The organism is Shouchella shacheensis, from assembly GCF_001484965.1.
Classification (GTDB): domain Bacteria; phylum Bacillota; class Bacilli; order Bacillales; family Bacillaceae_D; genus Shouchella; species Shouchella shacheensis.
Genome location: NZ_KQ947393.1, coordinates 278,552 through 303,566 on the forward strand (window position 1 = coordinate 278,552; position 25,015 = coordinate 303,566).

A 25,015-nucleotide genomic window follows, 5' to 3' on the forward strand; every position below is an offset into this window, starting at 1 on the left:
GAAATTCGCGAAGAAAACAAAAGCTGTCGAGACCGCAAGCATAACAAAGGGAGCCCGATCCAACAGGGAAAAAGAGCTTAAGTTCTTCGTTTTCGTATGCAGAGACAAACGGGAACCCGCGCTCAAGTGTGGCACGGGTTCTAGGATATGTCGTTTTGATCTCGGTTCCGTGTTTATTCCTGTTCTTCCGAGAAAGTATTCAGCATTTCTTCGATCATTGCCCACTCTTCGTCTGTTTCCACTGGAAATAACGAGACGTCGTTTTCTTCGTCTTCCTTTTCTTCATAACGGAAAGCGAACACTTCCACTTCTTCTTCTGAATCTTCCTCTTCTGCCGGGACGAGGAGGAGATACGCGTTTCCTGTGGTATCCACGGTAAAGCGAAACAGCTCATCAAAAAGGTGTTCGTTGCCATCCTCGTCCGGTATCACAAATCGCTCTTTTTCTTCTTCAGCCATAATCAATCCCTCTTTCTCTTCGTTTAGGATCGTGCATGTCCTTGTCGATCCAAATAGCCTTGCAAAATCAGCGTGGCTGCCATTTTATCAACCACTTGCTTGCGCTTTTTGCGACTAACATCGGCGTCCACAAGAACTCTTTGAGCGGCAACAGTGGTGAGACGCTCGTCCCACATGACGATCTTCGCGTCAGAACGAGAGCGAAGGGCCTCGGCAAATTGTTCGCTCCGCTCACCGCTCTCTCCGACGGAGCCATTCATGTTTCTTGGTAACCCAACCACTACTGTGGTGACGTCGTTCTCTTCAATGAGGGTAACGACAGCCGTATAGTCGGCATCCTCACTCGTCTCGTCTCGGCGAATCGTCGTTAATCCCTGAGCGGTCCAGCCAAAGGCGTCGCTTAAGGCAACGCCAATTGTTTTCGTTCCTAGATCGAGGCCGAGCGCTTTCATTCCTTCTCCTTGCCATGCTGGCGTAAATAGGATTTAACAAGCGATTCAATGAGCTCGTCCCGCTCTAGTTTCCGGATTAGCGTTCGAGCCTCCTTATGACGCGGGATGTACGCAGGATCTCCCGACAACAAATAGCCGACGATTTGATTAATCGGGTTGTAGCCTTTCTCCTCAAGTGCATCAAAGACAGACAGGAGAACCTCCTGCACATCAGCGTCTAGGGAGTCATCGTTAAAATTAAAGTGCATCGTTTTGTCCATAGAGCTCAAATTGCACTCACCTCTTTTTCCGTTTTCCGTACTTGCTAAACCAGATTTATCCCCATTGTACATCATCTTCGTTCGTTTAGGAAACGGATTTGACATATTCGCTCACATAGGCAAGCGCGTGATCAAGCTTTGCAGGGTCCTTCCCGCCTGCTTGTGCCATGTCCGGGCGACCACCGCCTCCACCGCCTGTCCGGGAAGCGACTTCCTTGATCAATTGTCCGGCATGGAACCCTTTATCCATCGCCGATTTTGTCACTCCGGCAACGAGGGAGACTTTTTCTCCGGTCACGGCACCAAGCACAATGACCGCATCCGCATAATTCCCTTTCAATGTATCGACGATCGTCCGGATGCCGTCCATGTCTTTCGCTTGGACGCGCTTGGCAATCACCGTTGTGCCACCAATTACTTCCGCATCATCTCCGAGGCTACCAGCTTCCAAATGGCCAAGCTTTGCTGTGAGCGACTCGTTTTCACGGGTCACGCTTCTGAGTTCCTGCTGCAAGCTCTCCACTCTCAATGGCACATCTTTTGGCTGCTTCGCTTTCAGTCGTTCCGCTGCGTCGTGAAGCACATCAAGCTGTTCATTCATAAATTCGTATGCGCCTTTTGCCGTTACTGCTTCAATTCTGCGGACGCCTGCGCCAATGCCGGATTCCGCTACAATTTTAAAGAGACCGATTTCTGACGTGTTGCGAACATGACAGCCGCCACATAGCTCAAGGCTATAGTCGCCGACCTCCACCACGCGCACATTATCTCCGTATTTCTCGCCAAACAGCGCCATCGCCCCCATCGCCTTCGCTTCATCGAGTTTCTTCACCGACATTTGTACAGGGAGCGCAGCCCACACCTTTTCATTGACAATTCCCTCAATCTGGGCCAATTCATTTGGTGTCACTTGACCAAAGTGAGAAAAGTCAAAGCGTAGACGATCTGCTTTTACAAGAGAACCAGATTGGTTGACGTGAACGCCGAGTACGTCCTTAAGTGCCTGATGCAAAAGGTGGGTGGCCGTATGATTTTTAATCACGTCTAGACGCTCGCGCACTTCTACTTGCGCATCCACGTTCTCACCAACAGCAATGTGACCGCTTTTTACCGTTATCGAATGGAGATGTTGACCGTTGGGCGCCTTTTTCACATCTGTTACTTCAGCTTCGCCGGAGTTGGTTCGAATCATACCTCCATCAGCAACTTGGCCCCCACTTTCGGCATAGAACGGCGTCTCATCAAGCAGAACCTGCACTTCCTTTCCTGCTTCCGCCGAATTCAGTAGCTCTTTGCCAGAAATGATCGTCTCGACCTTCGCTGATGTCTCCAACTTCTCGTACCCGACGAAGATGCTTGGTGTTTTGAGCTCACCGAGCAGATCGTCTTGCACACTCATGGAGGAGCTTTCCTGTCTCGCCGCACGGGCACGGGCACGCTGTTCATCCATTTCCCGTTCAAAGCCGTCGCGATCCACGCGAAGTCCAGCCTCTTCGACATATTCCTCGGTCAAATCAATGGGAAACCCGTACGTGTCATAAAGACGGAAGGCATCCGCTCCGCTAATGAACGACTGATGGGTGGCTTTTGCTTTTTGGATGAGATCAGAAAGGATGGAAAGGCCGTCATTCAGCGTCTCATGAAAGCGTTCCTCCTCGGTTTTAATGACTTTTTGCACAAACTCCTGTTTTTCGACGACATCTGGGTAGAAGTCTTGCATAATTTCACCAACGACCGGAACGAGCTCGTACATAAATGGACGCTCAATCCCAATCACTTTTGCATAGCGTACCGCGCGTCTAAGGAGACGGCGCAATACATAGCCTCTCCCTTCATTTGAAGGGATGGCACCATCAGCCACCGCAAAGGCGACAGTGCGAATATGATCGGCAACGACTTTGAAGGAAACATCCGCCGCTTCCTTCTCACCGTATATGTCTTGCGTCAAGTTTTCCACCTTGCGAATGATCGGGAGAAACAGATCCGTTTCAAAATTCGTCGGCACATCTTGAATGACAGAAACCATCCGCTCAAGCCCCATGCCGGTATCAATGTTTTTCTTTGGCAGCGGCGTGTACGTGCCGTCGGCGTTATGGTTAAATTGGGAGAACACGAGGTTCCAAATCTCCAAGTAGCGCTCATTCTCTCCCCCTGGGTAGAGCTCTGGATCGTTTTCATCGGCCCCGTAAGCAGGCCCGCGATCATAGAAAATCTCCGAGTTCGGTCCACTTGGCCCTTCGCCAATATCCCAGAAGTTGCCCTCAAGACGAATGATTCGCTCTTCGGGAATGCCAATCGCTTTGTGCCAGTAGTTGTACGCCTCATCGTCTTCCGGATGGACAGTCACCGAAAGTTTGTCTGCGCTAAAACCCATCCACTTCTCACTTGTTAGGAACTCCCAGGCCCACTCAATCGCTTCTTCTTTAAAATACTCCCCAATCGAAAAATTGCCGAGCATTTCAAAGAACGTGTGGTGCCGAGCAGTCTTCCCGACATTTTCAATATCGTTGGTACGTATGGACTTCTGCGCATTGACAATGCGTGGGTTTTCCGGGATCACACGGCCGTCGAAGTATTTTTTTAAGGTGGCCACGCCGCTATTGATCCACAGTAGCGTTGGATCCTCGAACGGCACGAGTGATGCACTCGGCTCAACGTCATGGTCTTTCTCCTGAAAGAAGTCCAGGAACATCTGTCTGACCTCTGCAGAACGTAATGGTTTCAAGACGATCAACTCCCTCTCTCTCGCTTTTTAAAAAACAAAAAAACTCCTCCCTAGGAAAGGGACGAGATCTCTTTTCACGCGGTACCACCCTCATTGTGAACAATCGTCTGTTCACCAGCTCAGGCCCTTAACGCAGGCATACGGCTTCAATGCTACTCCAGATTAGCGTTCTGTAGCCCTTCGTTTAACGCCTCTTTCAGCCAAGGAAACGTCTCTCTGAAAACAGTCTGCTACATACTTCGATCCTTCACAGTAGTTCTACATTTACGAACTCAGCATGATTATAGCTTTCTGCTTAGTCACTGTCAATGTTTGCGTAGATACGTGCGAAGATGAAGCAGCGTCACCTTTGCCACAGCGACAAAAGGGACCGCAACAAGAAGGCCGAGGACTCCGGCGACATCTACGCCTACGAGAAGGGCAAGAATAATGACAATCGGGTGGAGATGCAATGTCCGACCAACAATGACCGGGGACAGAAGATTGCCTTCGATTTGCTGGATGACAAAGATCGCGATGACCGTGTACACAGCAAGACTTGGTGAATCCAGAAGTGCTGTCGTCACTGCCGGTACAGCGCCAATAAAAGCACCAAAGTAAGGAATCAAGTCGGTCGCTCCAATAAACAAACCAAGCACGACCGGATAAGGAACACCCAGAAGCCAAAGAGCAATCGTCGAAATGGTGCCAACACACAGCGCGACGAGTAGCTGTCCGCGTATATAGGAACCGAATGTCTTATCCACATCCTGGATGTAGCGTCTCAGACCTTTCCGCCATTTTCTTGGCGTGAGGTAATAAGCCACACGCTGAAGCAGTGTGTAATCCTTAAGCAAATAAAAAACGAGAAATGGAATGACCACCCATATAAAGGCTGCCTGCGCGAAGCGAACGATCGCCGCCTCCACTTGATCAAGTGCCTGTTCGGCGAGCTTCTCCGCCTGGATGCCCCATTCATTCATATGGACCGCGAGCGGATCCGGGAGAGAACGGGCCGACTTCTGCAAATCAACCAGCATCCCTTTCATCTCCTCTAACTGCGCCGGGAGTACCTCCATTGCTTCTTTCACTTGCTCCATCAAAAGCGGTATTCCAATGACTAACGCCAGTGCTAATAGAGCGAGGAGAGACAGAAAGATAAGCAAAACCGCTAGCGTACGGCTCATTCCCGCACGAACCAAGCGCTCCACTAGAGGGTGAAGCAAATAAGCCATTAACCCTGCGATAGCAATTGGAACGAGAAGCATACCAATCACCCGCCAGAGTGGAGCCAACATGGGGATAAATTGAATAAGGATGTAGAGCAAAATGGCGATGATCAGCCACTTTGTTAGCTTCAACACTTCCGTTTGAAGTCGTTCTCGCTTCATAGATGCCCCTCCACCTTGATTAACTACGCCTGTTGTATAGGATGACCTAAATGAGGAAAATAACTCAGCGCAAACACCAAAATAGAGGGAATGATTTTGCTTCACACGTTCGAGGCAACGAGGAGAACATCATGGGCTCTGCGCCTCCCGTGTACTTACCATTTAGAACAAAAAACCTGGACCCAAGGTTCCCCTCAAATCCAGGATGCTCTGCGCTACGCAAACATCTTGCGTGCGCGTTTCTTCGCCTTTTTCCACGTGCGAGCATTCATGAGCTTCATATCCGCTTCCACGATCGGTTCGATAAACTGTTGAACCTTTTTCTTTGTCTTTCGATCGCTCATGGAGTACCACGTCGCGCCAGCAGCTCCGATTAACATAAGTGGTGCAATAGTCTTCTTCAAAACGCTCACCCCCACTTCATTTGGCACTAAAGATTCATTCGCAGCTGGTCTTCTTCAAACAAGTCGTCAAGAGAGCTAAGTGAGCCATCCTCTTCCACTTGATGAAGAGAAAGCTGCCCTCCGACAAGGCTCATTTCAATAAAACAATTCCAGCAATAGTACTGGTTGGTTCCGATTTTCCCGATGTCTTTGGTTTGGCAATTGGGACAGCGCATCGCAAAGCCTCCTTTACAGTTACAGAGACAGAATGGCCCGTTCCTTGCCGATCACAAGATCTGTGCCGCGGACAATCTTTCGACCCTCGGTAATATCAGCAAGCAGTCCATCTGTTAGTTCATACCCTACGATCGTGCCCACCTCGACATTAAAATATACGTCCTCCACCAAACCAAGCGTCTCCCCCTCAAGCGTCAGGAGCGGCTTGCCACGGAATCGCTTCTTGCCAACCAGGACTGGATGCAGCTGCCGTTGTTCCCGGCTGTACGTCCCAAGCACATGACGATCAGCGATCATAACGGCCTCTTTGCCAAGGCACGCTACTTCTTGAAGATCGAGGAACGCATGATGCGAAAACATCCCGGTCTTATTGACGATGAGGCCGGTAATGCGTTCATGTTCAATCAGTCCATCCATTACTCGTCCACATTCAGCCCCCGTACATGTTTCAATCACAGGAAGCCCGACCAATGCTTGAACGGTTCGCAAGAGGAGTGCCACCTACCTTTCCGAACAGTTCTTAGTATTCGCTAGCCTTCTCTCGTTTATTTCCGTGGAACATTTCCAGTACTGGCGAGCAAAAGGGAAAGTCGTTCTTTTAACTTGGATTGACGAATAAGATCATTTTCGGTCGTAATCGTCGTGCGGATGGTCGAAAGATCCCCGCACAACAACAGGAATTGTTTAGCTCGTGTGATACCTGTATAGAGTAGGTTTCGGCGAAGCATACGGCTGTAGTTGCGGATCACGGGCATGACGACAATTGGAAATTCACTTCCCTGCGCCTTATGAATCGACGAACAATATGCGTGGGTGAGTTGCGTGAGATCTTTTTTATCGTAGATCACTTCGATGCCGTCAAAAGAAATCACAAGCTGGTCTTTCTTCTCCTCGTTTTCTTTCGCAAAAAAAATGGCGACAATCTCACCGCGGTCCCCGTTGTAGATTCCTTCTTCCGGATTATTCATCAGCTGCAATACCACATCGCCCGTCCGGTAAGTGACCTCACCGAAGCGAATCTCCCGTCGCCCCTCTTTTTGCGGATTAAACAGCCGCTGGAGCATGACATTCAACTCTGTAATGCCTGCAGGCCCTTTATACATGGGAGCGAGTACTTGAATTTCTCGTGCGCTGTAGCCTTTTTTCATCGCATTTTCACAAATTTGCCAGACAGCCTCTTGTACCTGTTCCCCCTTGCACGGAAAAAAGCGACGGTCCGGCTTCGGTTCTGGAAAATCAGTGGGCATGACGCCCTCCTTCATGGCGTGGGCAAGCTCAATAATCGAAGAGCCTTCTGCTTGCCGATAAATATCGGTTAGGCGTACAGTCGGGATTTCCCCACTGACCAACAAATCACGCAACACCTGCCCGGGTCCAACAGAAGGAAGCTGATCTTCATCGCCAACAAGCACCACCTGCATTCCCTTTGGCACGGCTTTGAATAGTTGATTGGCCACCCAGGCGTCCACCATCGACATTTCATCAACAATCAAAAGCTCTCCTTCAATTGGCTCATGATCGTCCTTTTCAAAGCCTGTGGCGCTCCCTTTCCAGCCGAGCATGCTGTGAATCGTCGCTGCTGGAAGCTCTGTCGCTTCAGCCATACGCTTGGAGGCACGACCGGTCGGTGCACTTAGCTTAATCGGAAAAGGGCTCGATTTCGGGTAAGATTTAGGCTCGAGGGAAAGGCCGTGTAGCCTGGCATACGCTTCCACAATGCCTTTGATCACCGTCGTCTTTCCTGTTCCGGGCCCTCCTGTCAACAGAAGCAGTGGAGAGGTGAGAGCCGTTTCAATCGCTTGCTTTTGCGACGGTGCGAAAGTGATGGAAGATGTCTCCTCAATCGCGCCAAGCGCTTTTTCGACTTCAGCTTCCGGAAACGCTTGCTTCACTTCTTGCGTAAGAAGCCGACGAACATTGGAAGCAATCCCCTTTTCGGCAAAGAACAGTGAGTTGATATAGACACGCTCTTCTTCGGTGACAAGCAGGCTCTCTTCGTTCATTTCCACAAGCGTTTCGCGAAGCTCTTCGACTGAAATCGCTGTATCGGGCGAAGAGAGCAGGATACTCGCTTGGCGCACAAGTTCATGCTCCTCCATATACATATGGCCGCTCTGCAAGCAGAGCTCGCCAGCAAGATAGAGAAGGCCGGCCCGCAGTCGTTCGGGATGGTTTCCTGTTAATCCTATGGCTGCACCAAGCTGATCCGCTCGACGAAAGCCAATGCCCTCAACGTCTTGGATCAGCCGATACGGATTGGTTTGAATGATATCAAGCGCCTGGTGTTTGTACGCGCGGTAGACGCTCATGGACAGCTCGGTCCCGAAGCCGTATTGCGAGAGCTGGATGATGACTTGTTCAGCGCCCTGCTGTTCAAGCAGCTCATTGTAGAGCTTATCCGCCGTCTCCTTCTTCAGCTTTGGAATCTCTTTCAACACGTTTCGATCCTCAACGATACGCGAAATCGCACGCTCACCAAGTTTCTCGACAATCGCTTCTGCTGTTTTCTTTCCGACGCCGGGAAAGCGATCGCTCGCCAGAAAACGGCTAATCCCACTTTTGGTCTGCGGCAGATCTCGGCGGAGCGCGTCAACCTTATATTGAACACCAAAGCGTGGATGGTCGGTCACTTGGCCAAAGAAGAGATACGTTTCCTCCTGCTCAAGCTCCGGCAAATGACCAACAATCGTCATTTTCTTAGTCTCCACATCCTCATTCGTCTTAAGTACTCGCAAAAGAGCAACCGTGTAATCATTCTCTTCGTTGCGAAAGACAACATGAAGGACCTCGCCTTTAATATAACCCTGCTCCGCATTTTGTTCTTCTGTTTCCACAAGCTCCCTCTCCATGAGCCTCACCCTTTGTTAAGCGCATCTTCAAGCAACCGTTTCCCGTTCCCGGCGAGCAGATGATCTGGCTGAAGCCGAAGAGCGTGGGTAAACGATTCCAGTGCCTCTTCTACCTTTTCCGCGGCGACAAGGGCAACACCCAAGTTATAATGGGCATCCGCATGGCCTTCGTCCAGCCCAATGGTCTTTTCAAAAAGGACTCGCGCCTCCTCCAACTCCTCAAGCTGCGCTAACGCAAGTCCGTACTGAAAGCAGGCGTCCACATCGCTTTCGTTCATTTCATGAGCGCGGCCAAGGTTTGCAGCTGCATGACCAAGCGAGCCGAGCTGGTAGTAGCTCATCCCGAGCATAAAGTAAAGATCCGCTTCATCCAGCTGATGGGTAAGCGCGAGCTTGAACATTTTTGTCGCTTCCTCGTAGCGTTCTTCTTCGTAGTATACGGTTCCTGCTCCGTAGTAAGCCGCTCCAGCTCCCTCATCGAGCTCGATCGCTCGATCAAAAAAAACAAGCGCCCGCTCCCGGTCCCCGAGTACACTGAGCAAATTCGCCATATTAATATAGCCCGTGGCGTCCTTCGGGTTCTCTTCAATGGCTTCTGTAAAAGCCTGTGCCGCTTCCTCATATTTCCCTTCACGCATAAAGGAAATGCCTTCTGCCTGCCGGTTTGACATTACTTCTCCTCCTCACAGTTCATACGAAAAAAACGCCGCGGTCGATCTGAAGCGAAGAATTTCGCCCTTCCCAAAACGGCACGTCTTGGCGCCTGCGACTCGACAAAAGGGAAAACACCCTCAGGTATTTTCCCAACTTTTAACCACTTCATCGATCGTCCCTCCGCCGATACAGCGTTCGCCTTCATAAAAGACAACGGCTTGCCCCGGCGTGATGGCACGCTGAGGTTCACGAAACGTTACAAGTGCCTGGCCGTCCTCTGCGGGATGGACGGTTACCGCTTGGTCTGGCTGGCGATAGCGGAACTTCGCTGTGCACGCAAAGGGCGCTGTCCGCTCTTTGCGAGAAAGCCAATTGACATTTGTCGCTTTCAGCCCTTCTGAATAAAGGCCTTCATGGTCGAACCCTTGGCCCACGATAAGCACATTACGTTCAAGGTCCTTATCCACAACGAACCAAGGCTCTCCGGCTCCGCCAATCCCAAGCCCCTGCCGTTGCCCGAGCGTGTAATACATTAACCCGTCATGGGTTCCTTTCACTTCACCAGAGACAGTCTCCATGTTTCCAGGTTGCGCCGGAAAGAAGTTCTGCAGGAATTCTTTAAAGTCGCGTTCGCCAATGAAGCAAATTCCTGTGCTATCTTTCTTCGTGGCTGTTGCTAGATTGGCCTCGGCCGCTTTTTTACGAACTTCAGATTTCGGCAAATGGCCAAGCGGGAACATCACTTTCGAGAGTTGCTTCTGGCTGAGCGCATTTAAAAAATAAGTCTGGTCCTTATTATCGTCCGCACCGCGAAGAAGCTGATACTCCCCCTCCTCCTCACGAAGCTTTGCATAATGACCTGTGGCCACATAGTCCGCACCGAGAGAGATGGCGTGGTTCAAAAACGCTTTGAACTTGATTTCTTTGTTACACATGACATCCGGGTTCGGCGTTCGGCCCGCCTGGTATTCTTCGAGAAAATAGGTGAAAACCTTCTCCCAATACTGTTTTTCAAAATTCACCGCGTAATACGGGATCTCAAGCTGGTTGCAGACACGGACAACATCCTCATAATCCTCGGTCGCTGAACAAAATCCGGAATCATTGCTGTCATCCCAGTTTTTCATAAAGATGCCTATGACATCGTAGCCTTGCTCCTTTAAAAGCAGTGCCGTTACGGATGAATCAACGCCTCCGGACATTCCAACAACAATGCGGATATCCTCTGGTCGTTTCTTCATGTTTATCACCTTCCTAGCAAGCAATAGCCCTAATCAATAAAGGCCGTGGACTCTTGGCTTCCCTTCACGATTTGTGCCACGCGACGAAACGCCGCCTCGACATCGTCCAACGTATTTGTATACCCAAAGCTAAAGCGAACCGCCGTCTGAACCCGCTCGTCCTCTCCCGTCATCGCTTGGATCACATGGGAAGGTTTGAGTGTCCCGGCCGTACAAGCAGACCCGCCTGAGGCAGCGATCCCCTCAAGGTCAAGCTGCATCAAAAGGGTCTCGGTGCTTACTCCAGGAAAACTCACATTGAGAATGTGAGAGAGACGGTTCGACGCATCGCCGTTTAAGACAAATTCAACGTCCGCCTCCTTCATGACGCTGACAAACGTTTCGTAAAAAAGCTGATAGCGAGCGCTGCGCTCCTCCCGCTCTTCGCTAGCTAGACGGAAGGCCTTGGCAAAACCAACGACCCCCGGCACATTTTCAGTTCCAGCTCGTCTTTTTCTCTCCTGTTCACCGCCAAAATGTAAAGGGGCAAGGGAGAGCCCTTCACGAATGTAGAGACAGCCGACCCCTTTGGGTCCGTTCAGCTTATGACTGGCAATGGACATGAGGTCAACGCCAAGCTCTCTCGCGACAAGTGGCTGTGTTCCAGCCGCTTGAACCGCGTCGGTATGAAGCACCGCTTGATGCGTGCTAAGAAGAGCAGCAACCTCATCCAGTGGCTGTATGGTACCAACTTCGTTGTTCCCATACATAATGGACACGAGAATCGTTTCCTTTGTTAACGCCGCTTCGAGATCCTTAGGTCGAATCCGTCCTGTGCCATCGACCGGCAGACGTGTAACGCGAAATCCTTGGTGCTCCAGCTCGTCCATCGTGTGGAGGACCGCGTGGTGTTCAACCTCCGTCGTGATAAGATGAGTGCCCATCTCTTGATTGGCAAGCGCATATCCTATGAGCGCTATGTTATTCGCCTCTGTTCCGCCGCTCGTAAACACGATCTCAGAAGGCTTGACCTTCATGAGATCGGCCACGTCTGCACGCGCCTGCTCAAGGACCGCTCTTGCTTTTCGACCATAGCTGTGCACGCTAGACGCGTTGCCAAAGACCTCCGTAAAGTAAGGCAGCATCTCATCGAGAGCTGCTGAGTGAAGCGGAGAAGTCGCTGCGTGATCCAAATAAATGGTCGGCATGACTGGCCTCCAATCTAACGTTAAATATAAAACATATAATATTCTTGCTCGCCCTCTGCTTTAAACGTCGCAAGGTCTTCGAGCGTCGTTTCATCGAGCACATTTTTCACCGCGTCGCGAATTTTAATCCACAGATCTCGCTTGGCGGGCTCTTCATCTTCAAGCACCTCAACCGGGCTAATCGGGCCTTCAAGGACGCGAATAATATCACCTGCCGTGATCTCCGCCGCTTCTTTGGCAAGCATGTACCCCCCATAAGCGCCACGTACGCTCTTAACGAGCATTGCGTTACGAAGCGGGGCAATCAACTGCTCTAAGTAATGCTCAGATAGATTGTATTCCTTTGCGATGGACTTTAGCGAGACGGGACCCTCTCCCGTCTTTTTAGCGAGTGCCATCATGATGGTGAGGCCGTAACGGCCCTTCGTTGAAATTTTCATTCGCTCTCCTTCTTTCTACCGTAAGTAGTCGCGCCTGAATCACTGCATCGACAAGTCGTTTGCAGGAAGGAACCGTCATTCCGACCACGTAGCCAATCCCGAATACAAAAAGCAGGGTACCAACGCTTACTGGTCCTCCGAGCAACCAGCCAATCAGAAGGACAATCGCCTCCATACCGCTACGCACCCAGCGCAGACTCCAGCCTGTTTTTTGTTGGAGGCCAATCATCAAACTATCGCGTGGACCTGCGCCAAGCTGTGGAGCAATGTAGATCCCAATACCGATGCCGATGATGACGAAGCTTAGGAGCAAATAGAACCATTGCCCCATTAGCGTTCCCGGGATTGGAACAAGAAATAAAAACAAATCGAGAAACAGGCCAACTAAGAGCATGTTAAGAAAGGCCCCCAGCTGCGGTACTCGTTTTAAGAGAAGACCGGATAGTCCGAGCACGACAATTCCTGCTAAAATCGACCATGTCCCCACCGTAAGGCCAAACTTCAAGGTCAGCCCAATATGCAGGACGTCCCAGGGCGCACCCCCTAAGTCGGCACGAATCATCACAGCAATCCCAAAAGCCAATAGTGAAATTCCGCCGACGAAAAACGCCCAGCGGATCATTTGCACAGACCCATTTCTCTCGCCTTGTATCAAATTAACCATCACTCTCTCTTTTTGATCACCTGACATTATAGCATGAATACAGCTAGGATTGATAGGAGGTACGCTTCTATTTTCAGCAGAAGGAATGGAATGGGTCAGATTCAAATTCGCAACGACTCTCTCACACTCAAATGAATACGAACCAACGTTTTCACAAAAAGACCATAACCTTAACATCTACTGCCTTCCCTTTGGACAAGCCCCGCGTCGTGCGCTACACTTATGCTACGTTTAGATGACTCAACTTTCGGAGTTGAAAATACAGTGGATTCCCTGTTGCTCGTTGGTTGGAGAAGACCCTGGGGATTGTTGCGTCTCCTGTCGGAATGAGGCTCGATCCTATCGAGAATAGCTGCACCTAATTCCCTTATACCAGTGGGTGAGGTGCACTTTTCGTGTCCGAAAGTTGAATTAGATGAAAGAAAGCGAGGGTTTCAGGTGAAAAAACAGCCTCTTGCCTACCGCATGCGGCCAACAAACATTGATGATGTCATTGGGCAGCAAGACCTCTTGGGAGAAGGACAGCTGCTTCGCCGAATGATTGAAGCAAATCAGCTTTCTTCGATGGTTCTCTACGGCCCTCCCGGCACCGGTAAGACGTCCATTGCCCGTGCGATTGCTGGGACAAGCAATATTCACTTCCGCATGCTTAATGCGACCGTTCACAACAAGAAGGATATGGAAGTCGTTGTTGAAGAAGCAAAGATGTACGGAACGCTGATCCTGATTCTGGATGAGGTGCACCGCCTCGACAAAGCGAAGCAGGATTTTCTCTTGCCTCACCTCGAAAGCGGACTCCTTCTTTTAATTGGGGCCACAACCGCTAACCCGTACCACTCGATCAATCCAGCGATTCGCAGTCGCTGCCATATTTTTGAACTGGAACAGCTTCAAGCTCTCGATATTGAGAAGGCTTTGTTTCGAGCGCTGAAGGATAAAGAAAACGGGATTGGAACAGAAACGGTTGAAATCGAAGACAAAGCGATTCGCCACTTGTCGCTCGCTTGCGGCGGCGATGTTCGAGCTGCGCTAAACGCCCTTGAGCTTGCTGTCCTCTCAACGCCAAAAACGACCGACAACGTGCGCAAGGTCTCATTAAAAACGGCGGAGCAGAGCATTCAAAAGAAAAGCATTCAGCACGATAAAAGCGGAGATGCTCACTACGATGTGCTCTCCGCTTTCCAGAAGTCGATTCGTGGCAGTGACGTCAACGCCGCTCTTCACTACTTGGCCCGCTTGCTGGAAGCAGGGGATCTCGTCAGCATCCATCGTCGATTGCTTGTGATCGCCTATGAAGATATTGGTCTGGCCAATCCCCAGGCCGGCACACGCACACTCAGCGCCATCGAAGCAGCGGAACGTCTCGGCCTACCTGAGGCGCGCATCCCATTAGCGAACGCCGTCGTAGAGCTTGCCCTTTCCCCTAAGTCAAACAGTGCCTACGCGGGCATTAATGCAGCCATTGAAGCACTGCAAAGCGGGGGGACCGGCGACGTACCTGTTCATTTAAAAGATGCCCACTACAAAGGCGCAAAAAATCTTGGGCGTGGAGTTACTTATAAATACCCGCATGACTATGAAAACGGCTGGGTGCGGCAGCAGTATTTGCCTGACGCGATCATGGACCATGTTTATTTTAAACCAAAGCCGTCTGGGAAGTTCGAGATGGCGCTCGCGGACATTTACAAAAAAATACAAAATTAGCGGTGACAAGGATGGAAAAGAAGAAAATTTTTCCATCCTTTTGCATAGGCGAGCAGCTTCGCAAACGTCGAATCGAGGCTCGTTCAGGAAATTAGTATAATTTCCATCCTCTTTGGCAAAAGTAGAAACAAGACTTCAAGAAAGTAAAAGGGGATGTATTCCATGAAAATTAGACAAGACGCGTGGTCTCACGAAGATGATGTGTTGCTTGCTGAAACCGTCTTAAACCATATTAAAGAAGGAAGCACCCAGCTTCGTGCCTTTGATGAAGTAGGGGATGCTCTTAACCGAACATCAGCGGCGTGTGGCTTTCGCTGGAACGCCGTCGTTCGTCAAAAGCATATCCATGTTATAGCGGAAGCAAAACGTGAGCGCAAAGAGCGCAAGCGAGCGGCTTCCTATCCTTACTATACGAGAAACGTAGCATCACCAACGCTCGAAGCCTCTCCGGTTGTTGAGTACGAAAGGGACACAGCGTCCTCGCCAACGCTGGCTTCGATCATATCACAGCTTCAGCAATACGCCGCTCATGACCGTCAGACATCGGCAATTGAGATCGAAAACAAAGAGCTTAAAGCAGAGCTGAACCTGCTTCAGCGCAGGCTAAAAGAACTGGAAACCGCAATGCAAAAAAACAAGCAAGATCATAGCATGATAGAGGAAGATTACCAGTCATTGATTCAAATTATGAACCGAGCACGTCGTCTCGCGATCCTTGAAGAGGAAGAGGGCGAAAACGCGACCTTTAAAATGGATAAAAACGGCAACCTTGAAAAAGTGGCTAAGTAATTCGAAAAGCAAAGACGCTTCTACACGCTGCAGTTAGACAACGGACAGCCTGTCCCTTGGGGAATGGCTGTCCGTAGTTATGTGTAGCGATGGATCGTCATCCCTTTAAGAAACTTAGTCATTCCATGTGCAGCCATAATCAAACCAAATACGGATGGGACGTAAAAGCGGGAGCTTGACCTTGCAATCAAGACTTGCTCGGCGGAGATTATTGGATAAACGAACATCAAAGCACAAAAAAAGCACCGTCTCGGTACTTTAAGAATAGCTATCCCGACTATGCCGTAGGTAAGTAAAGCTTTGAACCTGCGAGGCAGGTGGGTGCTTAGCGTTGATCTTTTTACGTCCTCAGCTTCCGAGGCGTGCAAGCCAATCAACAACGGCAAGCTCCCTTTTTTAAAGTGTTGGCTCAAACGTTAACGCCCTACGAACATTTCAGGATAGCGATTGATTACAATGATTATAGCATCGTTTCTTCTGAGTAGCAAGCGCTTCCTTGTCAAAATAGTTTTTTAGTTTAACTGTCCCCTTTTCGCTGAACTCCCGAAATCCCTCTCGGTCGCAATCGTTCCGTCAATATGGTACATTGGCTCTAGAAAAAGGAGGGCGGTAGTATGGCTGAACGAGCAACACAGCGCTGCATTGAAGTACGCCAAGAAATTGGCTGGATTGAAAAACGAGTCGTTGAAACATCTTTTGACATGAAGCTTTTTGACGACCGAATTGAAGTGAAAAACGATGCCTTTCCCATTGATTCTGTGTTTGACATTTCCTACCGCATGCAAAGCGGCGACAACAATATCGGTTTTATGTACCTGCATACGAGCCAGGGCGTGCGTACATACAACATCAAAATAGAACCACACCATTTTATTGATGAATTTAAAAAGATCGTTCCTCCAACTACATTCAACGATTAATGAGCTAGTGTGTGTGCTCCATCTGCTTCTCGAATTCCCCGTAAATGCGATAGAGAGGATAAGGTAAGTGCGACGTCCGTTCGGCTTCAATAACGAACAAGGCTCCTTCTTCGTATGAACGGGCGACATGAATAGTAATTCCTCTCTCTCCCAAGGAATGCTTCACTGCGGATACATCCTCTCTACTCGAAAAGACCGCGTATTGCTGCTTGGCTTCTCGCTCGCTCCAAGGAGTCGCGCGCGGGGACCTCCGCAAATAACTGGCTCGTTCGTGAAGCACAAAATCCTCGACAACACTGTTGGCCGTTGCCGCTCCCCCTGCACCTGGACCCGTGAACAGTAGCTCACCAATGTCTTCTCCTTCCACAAGCACACCATTCGTTACACCGCTCACGCTGTAAAAGGGGTGTGAGCGATGCACAAGAGCAACGCCCACACGCCCAACCGGCTTGCCGTTCGTGTCGCATTCCGCCTCCGCCACAAGCTTCATCGAGAATCCATGCTCCCTCGCAATCTGGACCTGCCAATGATGGAGCGATTCAAGTCCTGTGCGGCCAATGGCTTCTTCCTGTGGCCACGAGCCAAAAGCCAACTTGCTGAGGATCCGAATTTTATACCACGCATCATATCCGCTCACATCAGCGGTTGGGTCTTCTTCCGCATAGCCGAGCTGCTGCGCTTCTTTGAGAACCTCGCTATAGCTTCTTCCGTGCTCCGTCATTTCCGTCAACATATAGTTTGTCGAACCATTTAAAATCCCGGAGATTCGCGCCACGTCGGTCGTGGCGAGCGTTGATTTTAATGCGCTCACAATTGGAATTGCTCCAGCAACGCAAGCGTCATAGCTGTAATACGTCCCGTGCATTTGCGCTAGTTCTTCGAGTTCCTCCCCGTGCTCGGAGACTAGCTTTTTATTGGCAGTCACCACCGCTGTCCCCCGCGTAAGAAGCGCTTTGGTGTAGGTATAGGCAGGGTCTACACCGTTCATCGCTTCGAAGACCACATCATAGGTACACGCCTCTGAAAACAACTCCCAGTCGGTCGTTGTTAGAAGCTCCCCTTTGCCTTTTCTACCTTTGTCTCGATCCTTGACGAGAATACAAACCACGTCTAGGCGTGCTTTCAAGAGACGTTGCATCTCCTCTTTTGATTCTTCAATACGCTTAAAGACACTGCTCCCCACAGTGCCAAGTCCAATCATCCCCAGGTTCATTTCTGCACTCCCTCATCAACGTCTATACGTTCAATTGATCTGACATCCTACCCACCGCACCTAGACAAAAACCCTTCTCGATAAGAAAAGGGTTTCACGCCTCACTCATCTTCCAGAGCCTAAGCTCTGCTGAACGTAGCACCTTTGTTTGCTTGGCACACAAACCGGTTGCCGGGCGTCATGGGGTCAGTCCCTCAGCCACTCTTGATAAGTTTATTGTTGGTTTTGCTCATTGTAAGGCAGCTGGTGGTGTCTGTCAACTGCGCTTTCCAATAATCGATACATTCAGTTCAATCAACTGATCCAAACTCACTTCGTTCGGAGCATTCGTTAACAGATCACTCGCACTTGCTGTTTTCGGGAAGGCAATGACCTCACGCAAGTTCGTGCGACCGGCAAGCAACATCACAATCCGGTCAAGGCCAAGGGCAATCCCGCCATGAGGGGGCGTCCCGTATTCAAACGCTTCAAGCAAGAACCCAAATTCCTTCTTCGCCGCTTCTTCTGATAAACCAAGTAGCTGGAACATATTCATTTGAAGCTCCTGCTCATATATACGCTGTGATCCGCCGCCAAGCTCGTAGCCATTAAGCACAAGATCATAGGCCTCCGCCCGTACGTTCTCCGGCTCTGTGTCCATAAGTTCAATGTCTTCAGTTTTCGGACGTGTGAACGGGTGATGCAGCGCTACATACCGCTTGGCCTCAGCGTCATATTCCACGAGTGGAAAATCCGTTACCCATAAGAAGTTAAATTTGCTCTCATCAATCAAGTGAAACTCCTTGCCAAACTTTAAACGGAGGGCGCCAAGAGCGTCATAAACGACGTTTGCCTTATCTGCACCGAAGAAGAGCAAATCTCCGTCCTCAGCAGCCATCGCCTCAAACAACGCCTCGGTCTGAGCTTCATTGAAAAACTTGGCAATGGGCCCTTTGAGTCCGTCGCCCTCCACCTTCAGCCACGCAAGCCCTTTCGCTCCATATTGCTTAACGAAGTCGGTGAGCGCATCAATCTCCTTGCGTGAGAGCTTATCCGCCCCGCCTTTAAGGTTCAACCCGTTGACGATCCCACCGCTTGCAAGCGCGCCCTGAAACACGTTGAACGTTGTATCCTTCAAAACGTCGGATAGCTCCACAAGCTCCATCCCAAAACGTGTATCCGGCTTATCTGAACCGTAGCGGCTCATCGCTTCCGCATACGTCATGCGCGGAAACGGGGCGGCAACGTCTAGGCCGTGCGTATCGAGCATAATCGCACTCATCATCCGCTCGGTCATCGCAAGTACGTCTTCAGTCTCAAGGAAGCTTGTTTCAATATCAATCTGTGTAAATTCAGGCTGACGGTCCGCGCGCAAGTCTTCATCCCGGAAGCAGCGAACAATCTGAAAGTATTTCTCAAACCCTGAAACCATGAGCAATTGTTTGAAGATTTGCGGCGACTGCGGCAGCGCATAGAACTGGCCATGGTGTACGCGGCTTGGTACAAGATAGTCACGCGCTCCTTCAGGGGTGCTCTTCGTCAGCATCGGCGTCTCAATTTCAAGGTAACCGTCGCTATCAAGAAAATCACGGATTTGCTTCGTCACACGATGCCGGAGGGCAAACGTTTCCTGCATATCCGGACGCCGCAAGTCTAAATAGCGATATTTCAAGCGCACGTCTTCGGAGGCGTCTGTGTTCGCAGAAATTTGGAATGGCAACGACTTTGAACTGTTTAATAGCTCGAGCTCATGCACATGTACTTCAATGGCCCCGGTAGCGAGCTTATCGTTTACTGCTTTGGCATCGCGCTCAACCACGATTCCCTTTAGGGCAAGAACGTACTCATTCCGAATGCCGTCGGCGACCTCCAGTGTCTGCGGGTTGATCTCCGGGCTGAAAACGACTTGCACGATGCCGGAACGATCGCGTACATCAAGAAAGATCACCTGACCTAGATCCCGTCTGCGTTGGACCCATCCTTTCAACTCAACTTCTTGACCAGCAAGCTCAATGCCGAGCTCGCCGCAGCCATGTGTCCTTGTGATCATTGCTTCCTCTCCTTTTGTAATCCTCTTAAAATAGTAGGAATAAGATCTGTTAGCGCCACTTGATCTTGCTCCCCCGTTTCCATTTGTTTCACATTGGCCACCCCAGCTTCCAGCTCATCGTCGCCCAAAATGACCGTGAACTTAGCTTCATGGCGATCCGCTGCTTTGAGCTGTGCCTTCATCTTTTTGTCAAGATAATCTTTATCGGCACGTATTCCCGCCTGGCGCAAATCATGGAGCACCTTTACCGACTGTGTTTTCGCCTGCTCGCCAAGTGTCACAAGGTAACAATCGAGCGCTGGCTTCGTTGGCGTGTAAGCTCCTTCCGCCTTCATTGCCATGATGATGCGCTCAATCGAAAACGCAAAGCCGATCCCGGGGGTATCTGGCCCGCCAAATTCTTCTACAAGACCGTTGTAGCGCCCCCCACCACATAGCGTTGTAATCGCCCCAAAGCCTTCACCTGTGCTCATCAATTCAAAAGCGGTGTGATTGTAATAATCAAGCCCACGCACGAGCGTCGGGTCGACAACATACGGTATGCCAAGCACGTCAAGTGCCGCCTTTAACTCGTTAAAATACGTTTTTGACTTTTCGTTCAGATAGTCGAGAATCGACGGAGCTGTCCCCATAAGAGGGTGATCCTTGTCTTTCTTACAGTCAAGAATACGCAGTGGGTTCTTTTCCAACCGCTGTTGACAATCCGAACAAAATTCACCAATGCGTGGCTTAAAGTGAGCGATCAGTGCCTCGCGGTGGGCGGTACGACTTTCCAGATCACCAAGGGAATTGACCACAAGCGATAAGTGATGGAGCCCAAGCTCCTGGCAAATGTCAACCAATAGTGCAAGCACTTCGGCATCGAGCTGTGGACTCGCACTCCCAAGCGCCTCAACCCCAAACTGAACAAATTGCCGCATGCGTCCAGCCTGCGGGCGCTCATAGCGAAACATCGGTCCTGTATAGTACAGCTTTGTTGGCTGATTCGCCGAGCCGTAGAGCTTATGGTTAACATAGGCCCGAGTCACAGAGGCCGTGCCCTCTGGGCGGAGCGTAAGGCTGCGATCACCACGGTCCGTGAATGTGTACATCTCTTTTTGTACAATATCGGTCGTATCCCCCACTCCGCGCGTGAACACTTCCGTATGTTCAAAAATGGGCGTACGAATTTCTTCAAAATTATAGGCGCGGCATTTCTCTGCGGCGACCTTTTCAATATACTGCCAAACTTCTACATCTCCTGGTAAAATGTCTTGCGTGCCCCGCGGCAGCTGCATGTTCATTTCCTTCTCTCCTTTTAGCGGCGTTGTCACCGCGCTCTTCCTTCTCCCTGGGCGCATTAAAAAACTCCCGCCCCTGATGAATGCTTATCATCAGGGACGAGAGTATCTCCCGTGGTGCCACCCAAATTGAGGCCAAAGCCTCCACTTTTTGGCTGTTAACGCCAGCGTACGTTTTCTTCTACTGCGCAGTGTGGTTCAAAGAAAAATCCTCGAAGGTGTTCGTTCATTAAGACAGACGTGAGGGCTCTCAGCCACGGCCCCTCATCTCTGATTCATCTGATTGTTCTTAACTACTGTGCCTTGTCATCGGTACGTTTTCATACATCATCATGTAGGATCTAGTAAGGTTGCTTTTAATCATACGAATTGGAGCGCTCGCTGTCAATAGTTAATTGCGATTTTGCTGCTGTTTGTAGGCGAGCACGTCGCGCGGGGACAGGCCCGTCTCATGAAGATACTCCCAAGCTTTGTCAACGATGTCGATTTCCGTGAATTCAATCTCCTGTTTCACGCTACTCATATGAGATTCATGCTTGTTATTCAGCCGCATGGCCCCGCTCCCCTTTAACGATGTGGTTCTAGATAGGATAGCCAAGATATAGGCTTTCTAAACACGTTCCAACACAGTTTGCAAGGAGACGTTCCATCAGCATGCGAAGAACACTTAAGGGCTCCCTTAAGTGTTCACTCGTATTCCTTCATGTTTTCTTCGTATCGGCATAGATCTGCTCAATGATCGAAGTGACCACTCTGCCCTCGCTTGCTTTGACGAGCGACTCTTCATGTCCGAGGCAGCTCGCAGCAAAATTGCGGGCCTGAGCGAGACCCGGGTCTCCTTCTCCATCTAGCCATTGGGCTTCTGAGGTCGTCAGCATCCCATTCGATGCTTTATTAAGGGAAAGCGGATAGACGTCAATGCCCCCCTTTGTACCGGAGATGCTCAAGGATTCTTTATCGGAACGAATATTCGCTGCCCACGATGTTTCAAAAAGCATTGTAGCACCGTTCTTCAACCGTATATAGGCAGTGGCGTGATCCTCGACATCAATGGTTGCTGGGTCATATACACCCCATTCGTTCACTTGATCAGCGTCGCGACTAAGCTTTTCATACGTTTGGCCGTAGACCTCTTCAACCTCTGGAAAATCATTAAGCCACAATGCGAGGTCAAGCAAGTGGCAACCGTAATCCATGAGGCAGCCGCCACCCTGCAACGATTTGTTCGTAAAGACACCCCAGCCAGGGACTTTACGACGGCGCAAGCCCTCCGCTCGTATGACGAGTGGGTCGCCAATTTCACCAGAGGCAATCAAGCGTTTGGCTGCCTGTGCTTCTTTCCCAAATCGATAGTGGTAGCCAATTTGTAAAACCGCGCCTGACTCCTTGGCTGCCGCCTCCATTTCCAGACATGCGACTGTTGTTATCGCCATTGGCTTTTCACAAAGAACATGCTTGCCAGCTTCCAACGCACGAACAGCCATTTCCTGATGGTAGACGTTCGGCGTGCAAATCACGACCGCATCCACGAATTCGAACAGGTTCTCCAGCGTTTTCGCCACGTGTGGAATTTGAAACTGCTTCGCGACACGTGTCGCTCGCTCTTGGTTGACATCAAACACAGCGGTGATTTCTACGTTTTCAAGTGTTTGGAAGGCTGGAATATGACGCCCCGTGGCAATTCCTCCGACGCCGATCAACCCTAGTTGTAATGTTGACATCTTCTCCTCCTGTTACTTGCTTGAAATTTGTTCTAGCGGTTTGGCATTTCCGTACGTTGGATAGGCTCGCTTGCTTGGAGCCGCCCACTCAACCGCGTTGCGAATTACGCGTTGAATCTCCTTGTTTTCGTACGTCGGGTAAGATTCGTGTCCAGGACGGAAATAAAAGATCTTGCCGCTGCCGCGATTGAACGTGCAACCACTACGGAAAACCTCGCCACCCTCGAACCAGCTCATGAAGACAAGTTCATCAGGGGTAGGAATGTCAAAGTGTTCGCCGTACATTTCTTCTTCCTCAAGCTCAATGTACTCTCCGACCCCTTCAGCAATCGGATGAGACGGGCTTACGACCCAGAGACGCTCCTTCTCATCCGCTTCACGCCATTTTAAATCGCAGGAGGTACCCATCAGCTTCTTGAACACTTTTGAGAAATGCCCTGAATGAAGCACGATCAGCCCCATCCCCTCGAGCACACGTTTATGAACACGATCAACCACCTCATCGGCGACTTCCTCATGCGCTTTATGCCCCCACCAAACAAGCACATCGGTTTCGTTCAGCACTTCGTCTGTGAGCCCATGTTCAGGCTCATCAAGTGTAGCGGTTTTAAGCGTGTGTCCATCTTCCCTCAGGAAGGAGGCAATCGCTTCGTGGATCCCCTTTGGATAGATCTTTGCGACAACTCCGCTTTCTTGTTCATGACGAAACTCATTCCATACTGTTACGTTCATACTTATCACCTCTACGTAAATGTTTGTTCTAAAAACGTGTAAGCCCTAGTTCATCTCACCAATTGCCCACGAAACCGGTAACAGGCTATGTATCAGGTGGATTGTCTCTGTATTAACGGCGCGGAAAAATAGTACGTCCCAACCTCCATTTCACCGGTGGTCACAATGGAAAGGATCAGCTCCATTGTCTTTCGCCCTAATTCCTCGGTTGGTTGTCGAATGGTGGTTATCTGCGGTTCGAGAAGGCTCGCAACCGCCTGGTCATCAAAACCAACGACAGCCAAATCCCCTGGCACTGAGAGACCCTCCATCTTCGACTGTGCGATAACCCCGGCTGCTACTTCATCGCTCCCTGTTAAGATGGCTGTAGGTTTTTCGGCAAGTGCCAGCATCTCACTAACAATCTTCCTCCCTGATTCGATGGAATGCCCTTTAAAGTTCCACGTCTTCTTCATTGGCAAACGATGTTCATTCATCGCTTGTACAAACCCTTTTCTCCGATCTTCGGATAAAGCCGAGGCACTATGCCCTATCACGTTACAATAGGAGATTGCTGTGTGTCCTTTTTCTATTAAGTGCGTAGTCGCCGCGTACATAGCTTTTGTTTGATTAATTGTAACCACAGTAACGCTTTTGTTCTCAGGCGGATACTCATTACACACGACGATCGGTCCATAAGCGACATATGGTTCAATGACCGACCAATCATTTTCAAGAGAAGCCAGCACCACGCCATCCACCTGCTTTGTGCGAAGCAGCTGAAGATAGTGCAGTTCTTGTTTCTTTGAATTTCTTGTGTTGCATAGAATGAGACGATAGGAATGAGCATTAGCTACCTCGTCCATCGCATCAACAATGGCACTAAAGAAAGGGTTCATGATACGTGCGACGAGCACGGCAATCGTCCTCGTTTGTGTACCGCGAAGTCTTTGAGCGGAGGAATTAGGAAGGTACCCCAACTCTTTCATAGAGTTCTTCACGGATCGTCTCTTTTCTTCATCCACATAAGGATGGTTATTCAACACCCGTGAAACCGTAGAACGTGACACCCCAGCATGTTTGGCTACGTCTTTAATGGTAGGCATTTCTTGTCTCCTCTCGGGGTTATGAGAACGTTCCCACAGCATCTGCCCTTTATTTTAACCGCTTTCACAAAAAAGTCAATGGGGAATGAAGGATTTCACTTTTGTCTCTGACCAGCTGTTTGTCGCCTCTACCAGCAAAAAACGCCTCTAGCCAAACTAGACGCGTTCCTCCTAAGTGCTAAGCACTTTCCACCACTAATGTTACCGGCCCATCGTTCACGAGTTCAACGTCCATCATCTCACCAAATTGACCGGTCTCCACACGTATGCTCTTCTCTCGAAGCTTTGCATTGAACTGTTCATACAGCTTCTCGGCGACGTCTGGCTTTGCTGCCTGCATAAAGTTGGGCCGACGACCTTTCTTACAATCCCCGTAAAGGGTGAATTGCGACACCGATAGAACCGCTCCTCCTGTATGAAGGAGCGAGTGATTCATTTTCCCGGCTTCGTCTTCAAAAATACGCAGGTTGGCAATTTTATCCACGCAGAAATCAACATCTTTTTCGGTGTCCTCGTGGGTGAAGCCAACAAGTAGAACAAGGCCGGCAGTGATCTCGCCGACCGTTTGCTCATTAACCAACACCCGCCCACGTTTGGCCCGTTGTACGACAATACGCATCGT

The 25,015-nt window shown here is 50.0% G+C and carries 25 protein-coding genes, 1 other RNA gene, 1 riboswitch and 2 other annotated features; of the genes, 3 read left to right on the forward strand and 23 right to left on the reverse strand.

Going from position 1 to position 25,015, the window contains the following annotated elements; translation table 11 throughout:
• Positions 1 to 173: 173 nt before the first annotated feature.
• From AVZ68_RS01320 to AVZ68_RS01385, 14 genes are all read right to left on the reverse strand, one after another.
• Positions 174 to 458: a DUF1292 domain-containing protein gene (locus AVZ68_RS01320; RefSeq protein WP_059102733.1), complete on the reverse strand. Its 285-nt coding sequence runs from the start codon at positions 456 to 458 to the stop codon at positions 174 to 176.
• 23 nt (positions 459 to 481) lie between these two features.
• Positions 482 to 910 carry a Holliday junction resolvase RuvX gene (gene ruvX, locus AVZ68_RS01325; RefSeq protein ID WP_059102734.1) on the reverse strand — a complete coding sequence of 143 codons (429 nt, stop codon included), beginning with the start codon at positions 908 to 910 and terminating at the stop codon, positions 482 to 484.
• The gene (locus AVZ68_RS01330) at positions 907 to 1,179 is read right to left on the reverse strand and encodes an IreB family regulatory phosphoprotein (RefSeq protein WP_059102915.1); all 273 of its coding nucleotides are present in this window, start codon (positions 1,177 to 1,179) and stop codon (positions 907 to 909) included. Before AVZ68_RS01330 ends, ruvX begins: the two co-directional genes overlap by 4 nt.
• 76 nt (positions 1,180 to 1,255) lie before the next feature.
• On the reverse strand, positions 1,256 to 3,895 hold the full coding sequence (gene alaS, locus AVZ68_RS01335; RefSeq protein WP_059102735.1) for an alanine--tRNA ligase: 2,640 nt from the start codon (positions 3,893 to 3,895) through the stop codon (positions 1,256 to 1,258).
• A 54-nt stretch (positions 3,896 to 3,949) separates the two neighbouring features.
• Positions 3,950 to 4,155: a binding site (T-box leader), on the reverse strand.
• A gap of 45 nt (positions 4,156 to 4,200) precedes the next feature.
• Positions 4,201 to 5,265: an AI-2E family transporter gene (locus AVZ68_RS01340; RefSeq protein WP_059102736.1), complete on the reverse strand. Its 1,065-nt coding sequence runs from the start codon at positions 5,263 to 5,265 to the stop codon at positions 4,201 to 4,203.
• A 215-nt stretch (positions 5,266 to 5,480) separates the two neighbouring features.
• On the reverse strand, positions 5,481 to 5,669 hold the full coding sequence (locus AVZ68_RS01345) for a DUF3918 family protein (RefSeq protein ID WP_059102737.1): 189 nt from the start codon (positions 5,667 to 5,669) through the stop codon (positions 5,481 to 5,483).
• 26 nt (positions 5,670 to 5,695) lie between these two features.
• Positions 5,696 to 5,884, reverse strand: coding sequence for a YrzR-like zinc ribbon domain (locus tag AVZ68_RS01350; RefSeq protein ID WP_059102738.1), 189 nt, complete (start codon positions 5,882 to 5,884; stop codon positions 5,696 to 5,698).
• Between the two features lie 19 nt (positions 5,885 to 5,903).
• Entirely contained in the window at positions 5,904 to 6,374 is a 471-nt protein-coding gene (locus AVZ68_RS01355) for a PRC-barrel domain-containing protein (protein WP_059102739.1), read from the reverse strand.
• Positions 6,375 to 6,430: 56 nt separating this feature from the next.
• Entirely contained in the window at positions 6,431 to 8,719 is a 2,289-nt protein-coding gene (gene recD2 / locus AVZ68_RS01360) for an SF1B family DNA helicase RecD2 (protein ID WP_245628033.1), read from the reverse strand.
• A gap of 20 nt (positions 8,720 to 8,739) precedes the next feature.
• Positions 8,740 to 9,405: a tetratricopeptide repeat protein gene (locus tag AVZ68_RS01365; protein WP_059102741.1), complete on the reverse strand. Its 666-nt coding sequence runs from the start codon at positions 9,403 to 9,405 to the stop codon at positions 8,740 to 8,742.
• Positions 9,406 to 9,525: 120 nt separating this feature from the next.
• Positions 9,526 to 10,629 carry a tRNA 2-thiouridine(34) synthase MnmA gene (mnmA, locus tag AVZ68_RS01370; RefSeq protein ID WP_059102742.1) on the reverse strand — a complete coding sequence of 368 codons (1,104 nt, stop codon included), beginning with the start codon at positions 10,627 to 10,629 and terminating at the stop codon, positions 9,526 to 9,528.
• A gap of 29 nt (positions 10,630 to 10,658) precedes the next feature.
• A complete protein-coding gene (locus AVZ68_RS01375; protein WP_059102743.1) occupies positions 10,659 to 11,816 on the reverse strand; it encodes a cysteine desulfurase family protein in 1,158 nt (385 codons plus the stop codon).
• A gap of 20 nt (positions 11,817 to 11,836) precedes the next feature.
• On the reverse strand, positions 11,837 to 12,256 hold the full coding sequence (gene cymR / locus AVZ68_RS01380; RefSeq protein ID WP_059102744.1) for a cysteine metabolism transcriptional regulator CymR: 420 nt from the start codon (positions 12,254 to 12,256) through the stop codon (positions 11,837 to 11,839).
• Complete coding sequence (locus AVZ68_RS01385; protein ID WP_059102745.1) at positions 12,201 to 12,920, reverse strand: YczE/YyaS/YitT family protein; 720 nt, start codon at positions 12,918 to 12,920, stop codon at positions 12,201 to 12,203. Before AVZ68_RS01385 ends, cymR begins: the two co-directional genes overlap by 56 nt.
• 465 nt (positions 12,921 to 13,385) lie before the next feature.
• On the opposite strand from AVZ68_RS01385, the gene AVZ68_RS01390 reads away from it, so the two are divergent.
• On the forward strand, positions 13,386 to 14,624 hold the full coding sequence (locus AVZ68_RS01390) for a replication-associated recombination protein A (RefSeq protein WP_059102916.1): 1,239 nt from the start codon (positions 13,386 to 13,388) through the stop codon (positions 14,622 to 14,624).
• A 162-nt stretch (positions 14,625 to 14,786) separates the two neighbouring features.
• Complete coding sequence (locus tag AVZ68_RS01395) at positions 14,787 to 15,413, forward strand: RsfA family transcriptional regulator (RefSeq protein WP_059102746.1); 627 nt, start codon at positions 14,787 to 14,789, stop codon at positions 15,411 to 15,413.
• 266 nt (positions 15,414 to 15,679) lie between these two features.
• Here the strand turns inward: AVZ68_RS01395 and ssrS are convergent.
• Positions 15,680 to 15,858, reverse strand: a non-coding RNA gene (gene ssrS / locus AVZ68_RS19550) — 6S RNA.
• A gap of 169 nt (positions 15,859 to 16,027) precedes the next feature.
• Between ssrS and AVZ68_RS01400 the strand changes: the two genes are divergently transcribed.
• Positions 16,028 to 16,333, forward strand: a complete 306-nt coding sequence (locus AVZ68_RS01400) for a hypothetical protein (RefSeq protein ID WP_059102747.1) — start codon at positions 16,028 to 16,030, stop codon at positions 16,331 to 16,333.
• Positions 16,334 to 16,337: 4 nt separating this feature from the next.
• Here AVZ68_RS01400 and AVZ68_RS01405 read toward each other — a convergent pair whose 3' ends face one another.
• From AVZ68_RS01405 to dtd, 8 genes are all read right to left on the reverse strand, one after another.
• On the reverse strand, positions 16,338 to 17,546 hold the full coding sequence (locus tag AVZ68_RS01405; protein WP_059102748.1) for a homoserine dehydrogenase: 1,209 nt from the start codon (positions 17,544 to 17,546) through the stop codon (positions 16,338 to 16,340).
• A gap of 102 nt (positions 17,547 to 17,648) precedes the next feature.
• Positions 17,649 to 17,760: riboswitch (SAM riboswitch) on the reverse strand.
• Positions 17,761 to 17,802: 42 nt separating this feature from the next.
• Complete coding sequence (gene aspS, locus AVZ68_RS01410) at positions 17,803 to 19,575, reverse strand: aspartate--tRNA ligase (RefSeq protein ID WP_059102749.1); 1,773 nt, start codon at positions 19,573 to 19,575, stop codon at positions 17,803 to 17,805.
• Complete coding sequence (hisS, locus tag AVZ68_RS01415; RefSeq protein WP_059102917.1) at positions 19,572 to 20,858, reverse strand: histidine--tRNA ligase; 1,287 nt, start codon at positions 20,856 to 20,858, stop codon at positions 19,572 to 19,574. Before hisS ends, aspS begins: the two co-directional genes overlap by 4 nt.
• An 89-nt stretch (positions 20,859 to 20,947) precedes the next feature.
• Positions 20,948 to 21,174: a binding site (T-box leader), on the reverse strand.
• Positions 21,175 to 21,246: 72 nt separating this feature from the next.
• Positions 21,247 to 21,408: a hypothetical protein gene (locus AVZ68_RS20090; protein WP_157404546.1), complete on the reverse strand. Its 162-nt coding sequence runs from the start codon at positions 21,406 to 21,408 to the stop codon at positions 21,247 to 21,249.
• Between the two features lie 148 nt (positions 21,409 to 21,556).
• Positions 21,557 to 22,576: a Gfo/Idh/MocA family protein gene (locus tag AVZ68_RS01420; RefSeq protein WP_059102750.1), complete on the reverse strand. Its 1,020-nt coding sequence runs from the start codon at positions 22,574 to 22,576 to the stop codon at positions 21,557 to 21,559.
• A gap of 12 nt (positions 22,577 to 22,588) precedes the next feature.
• Positions 22,589 to 23,308, reverse strand: coding sequence for a ThuA domain-containing protein (locus AVZ68_RS01425; RefSeq protein WP_059102751.1), 720 nt, complete (start codon positions 23,306 to 23,308; stop codon positions 22,589 to 22,591).
• A gap of 92 nt (positions 23,309 to 23,400) precedes the next feature.
• A complete protein-coding gene (locus AVZ68_RS01430) occupies positions 23,401 to 24,393 on the reverse strand; it encodes a LacI family DNA-binding transcriptional regulator (protein WP_059102752.1) in 993 nt (330 codons plus the stop codon).
• Positions 24,394 to 24,571: 178 nt separating this feature from the next.
• Positions 24,572 to 25,012 carry a D-aminoacyl-tRNA deacylase gene (gene dtd / locus AVZ68_RS01435; RefSeq protein WP_059102753.1) on the reverse strand — a complete coding sequence of 147 codons (441 nt, stop codon included), beginning with the start codon at positions 25,010 to 25,012 and terminating at the stop codon, positions 24,572 to 24,574.
• Positions 25,013 to 25,015: the final 3 nt, after the last annotated feature.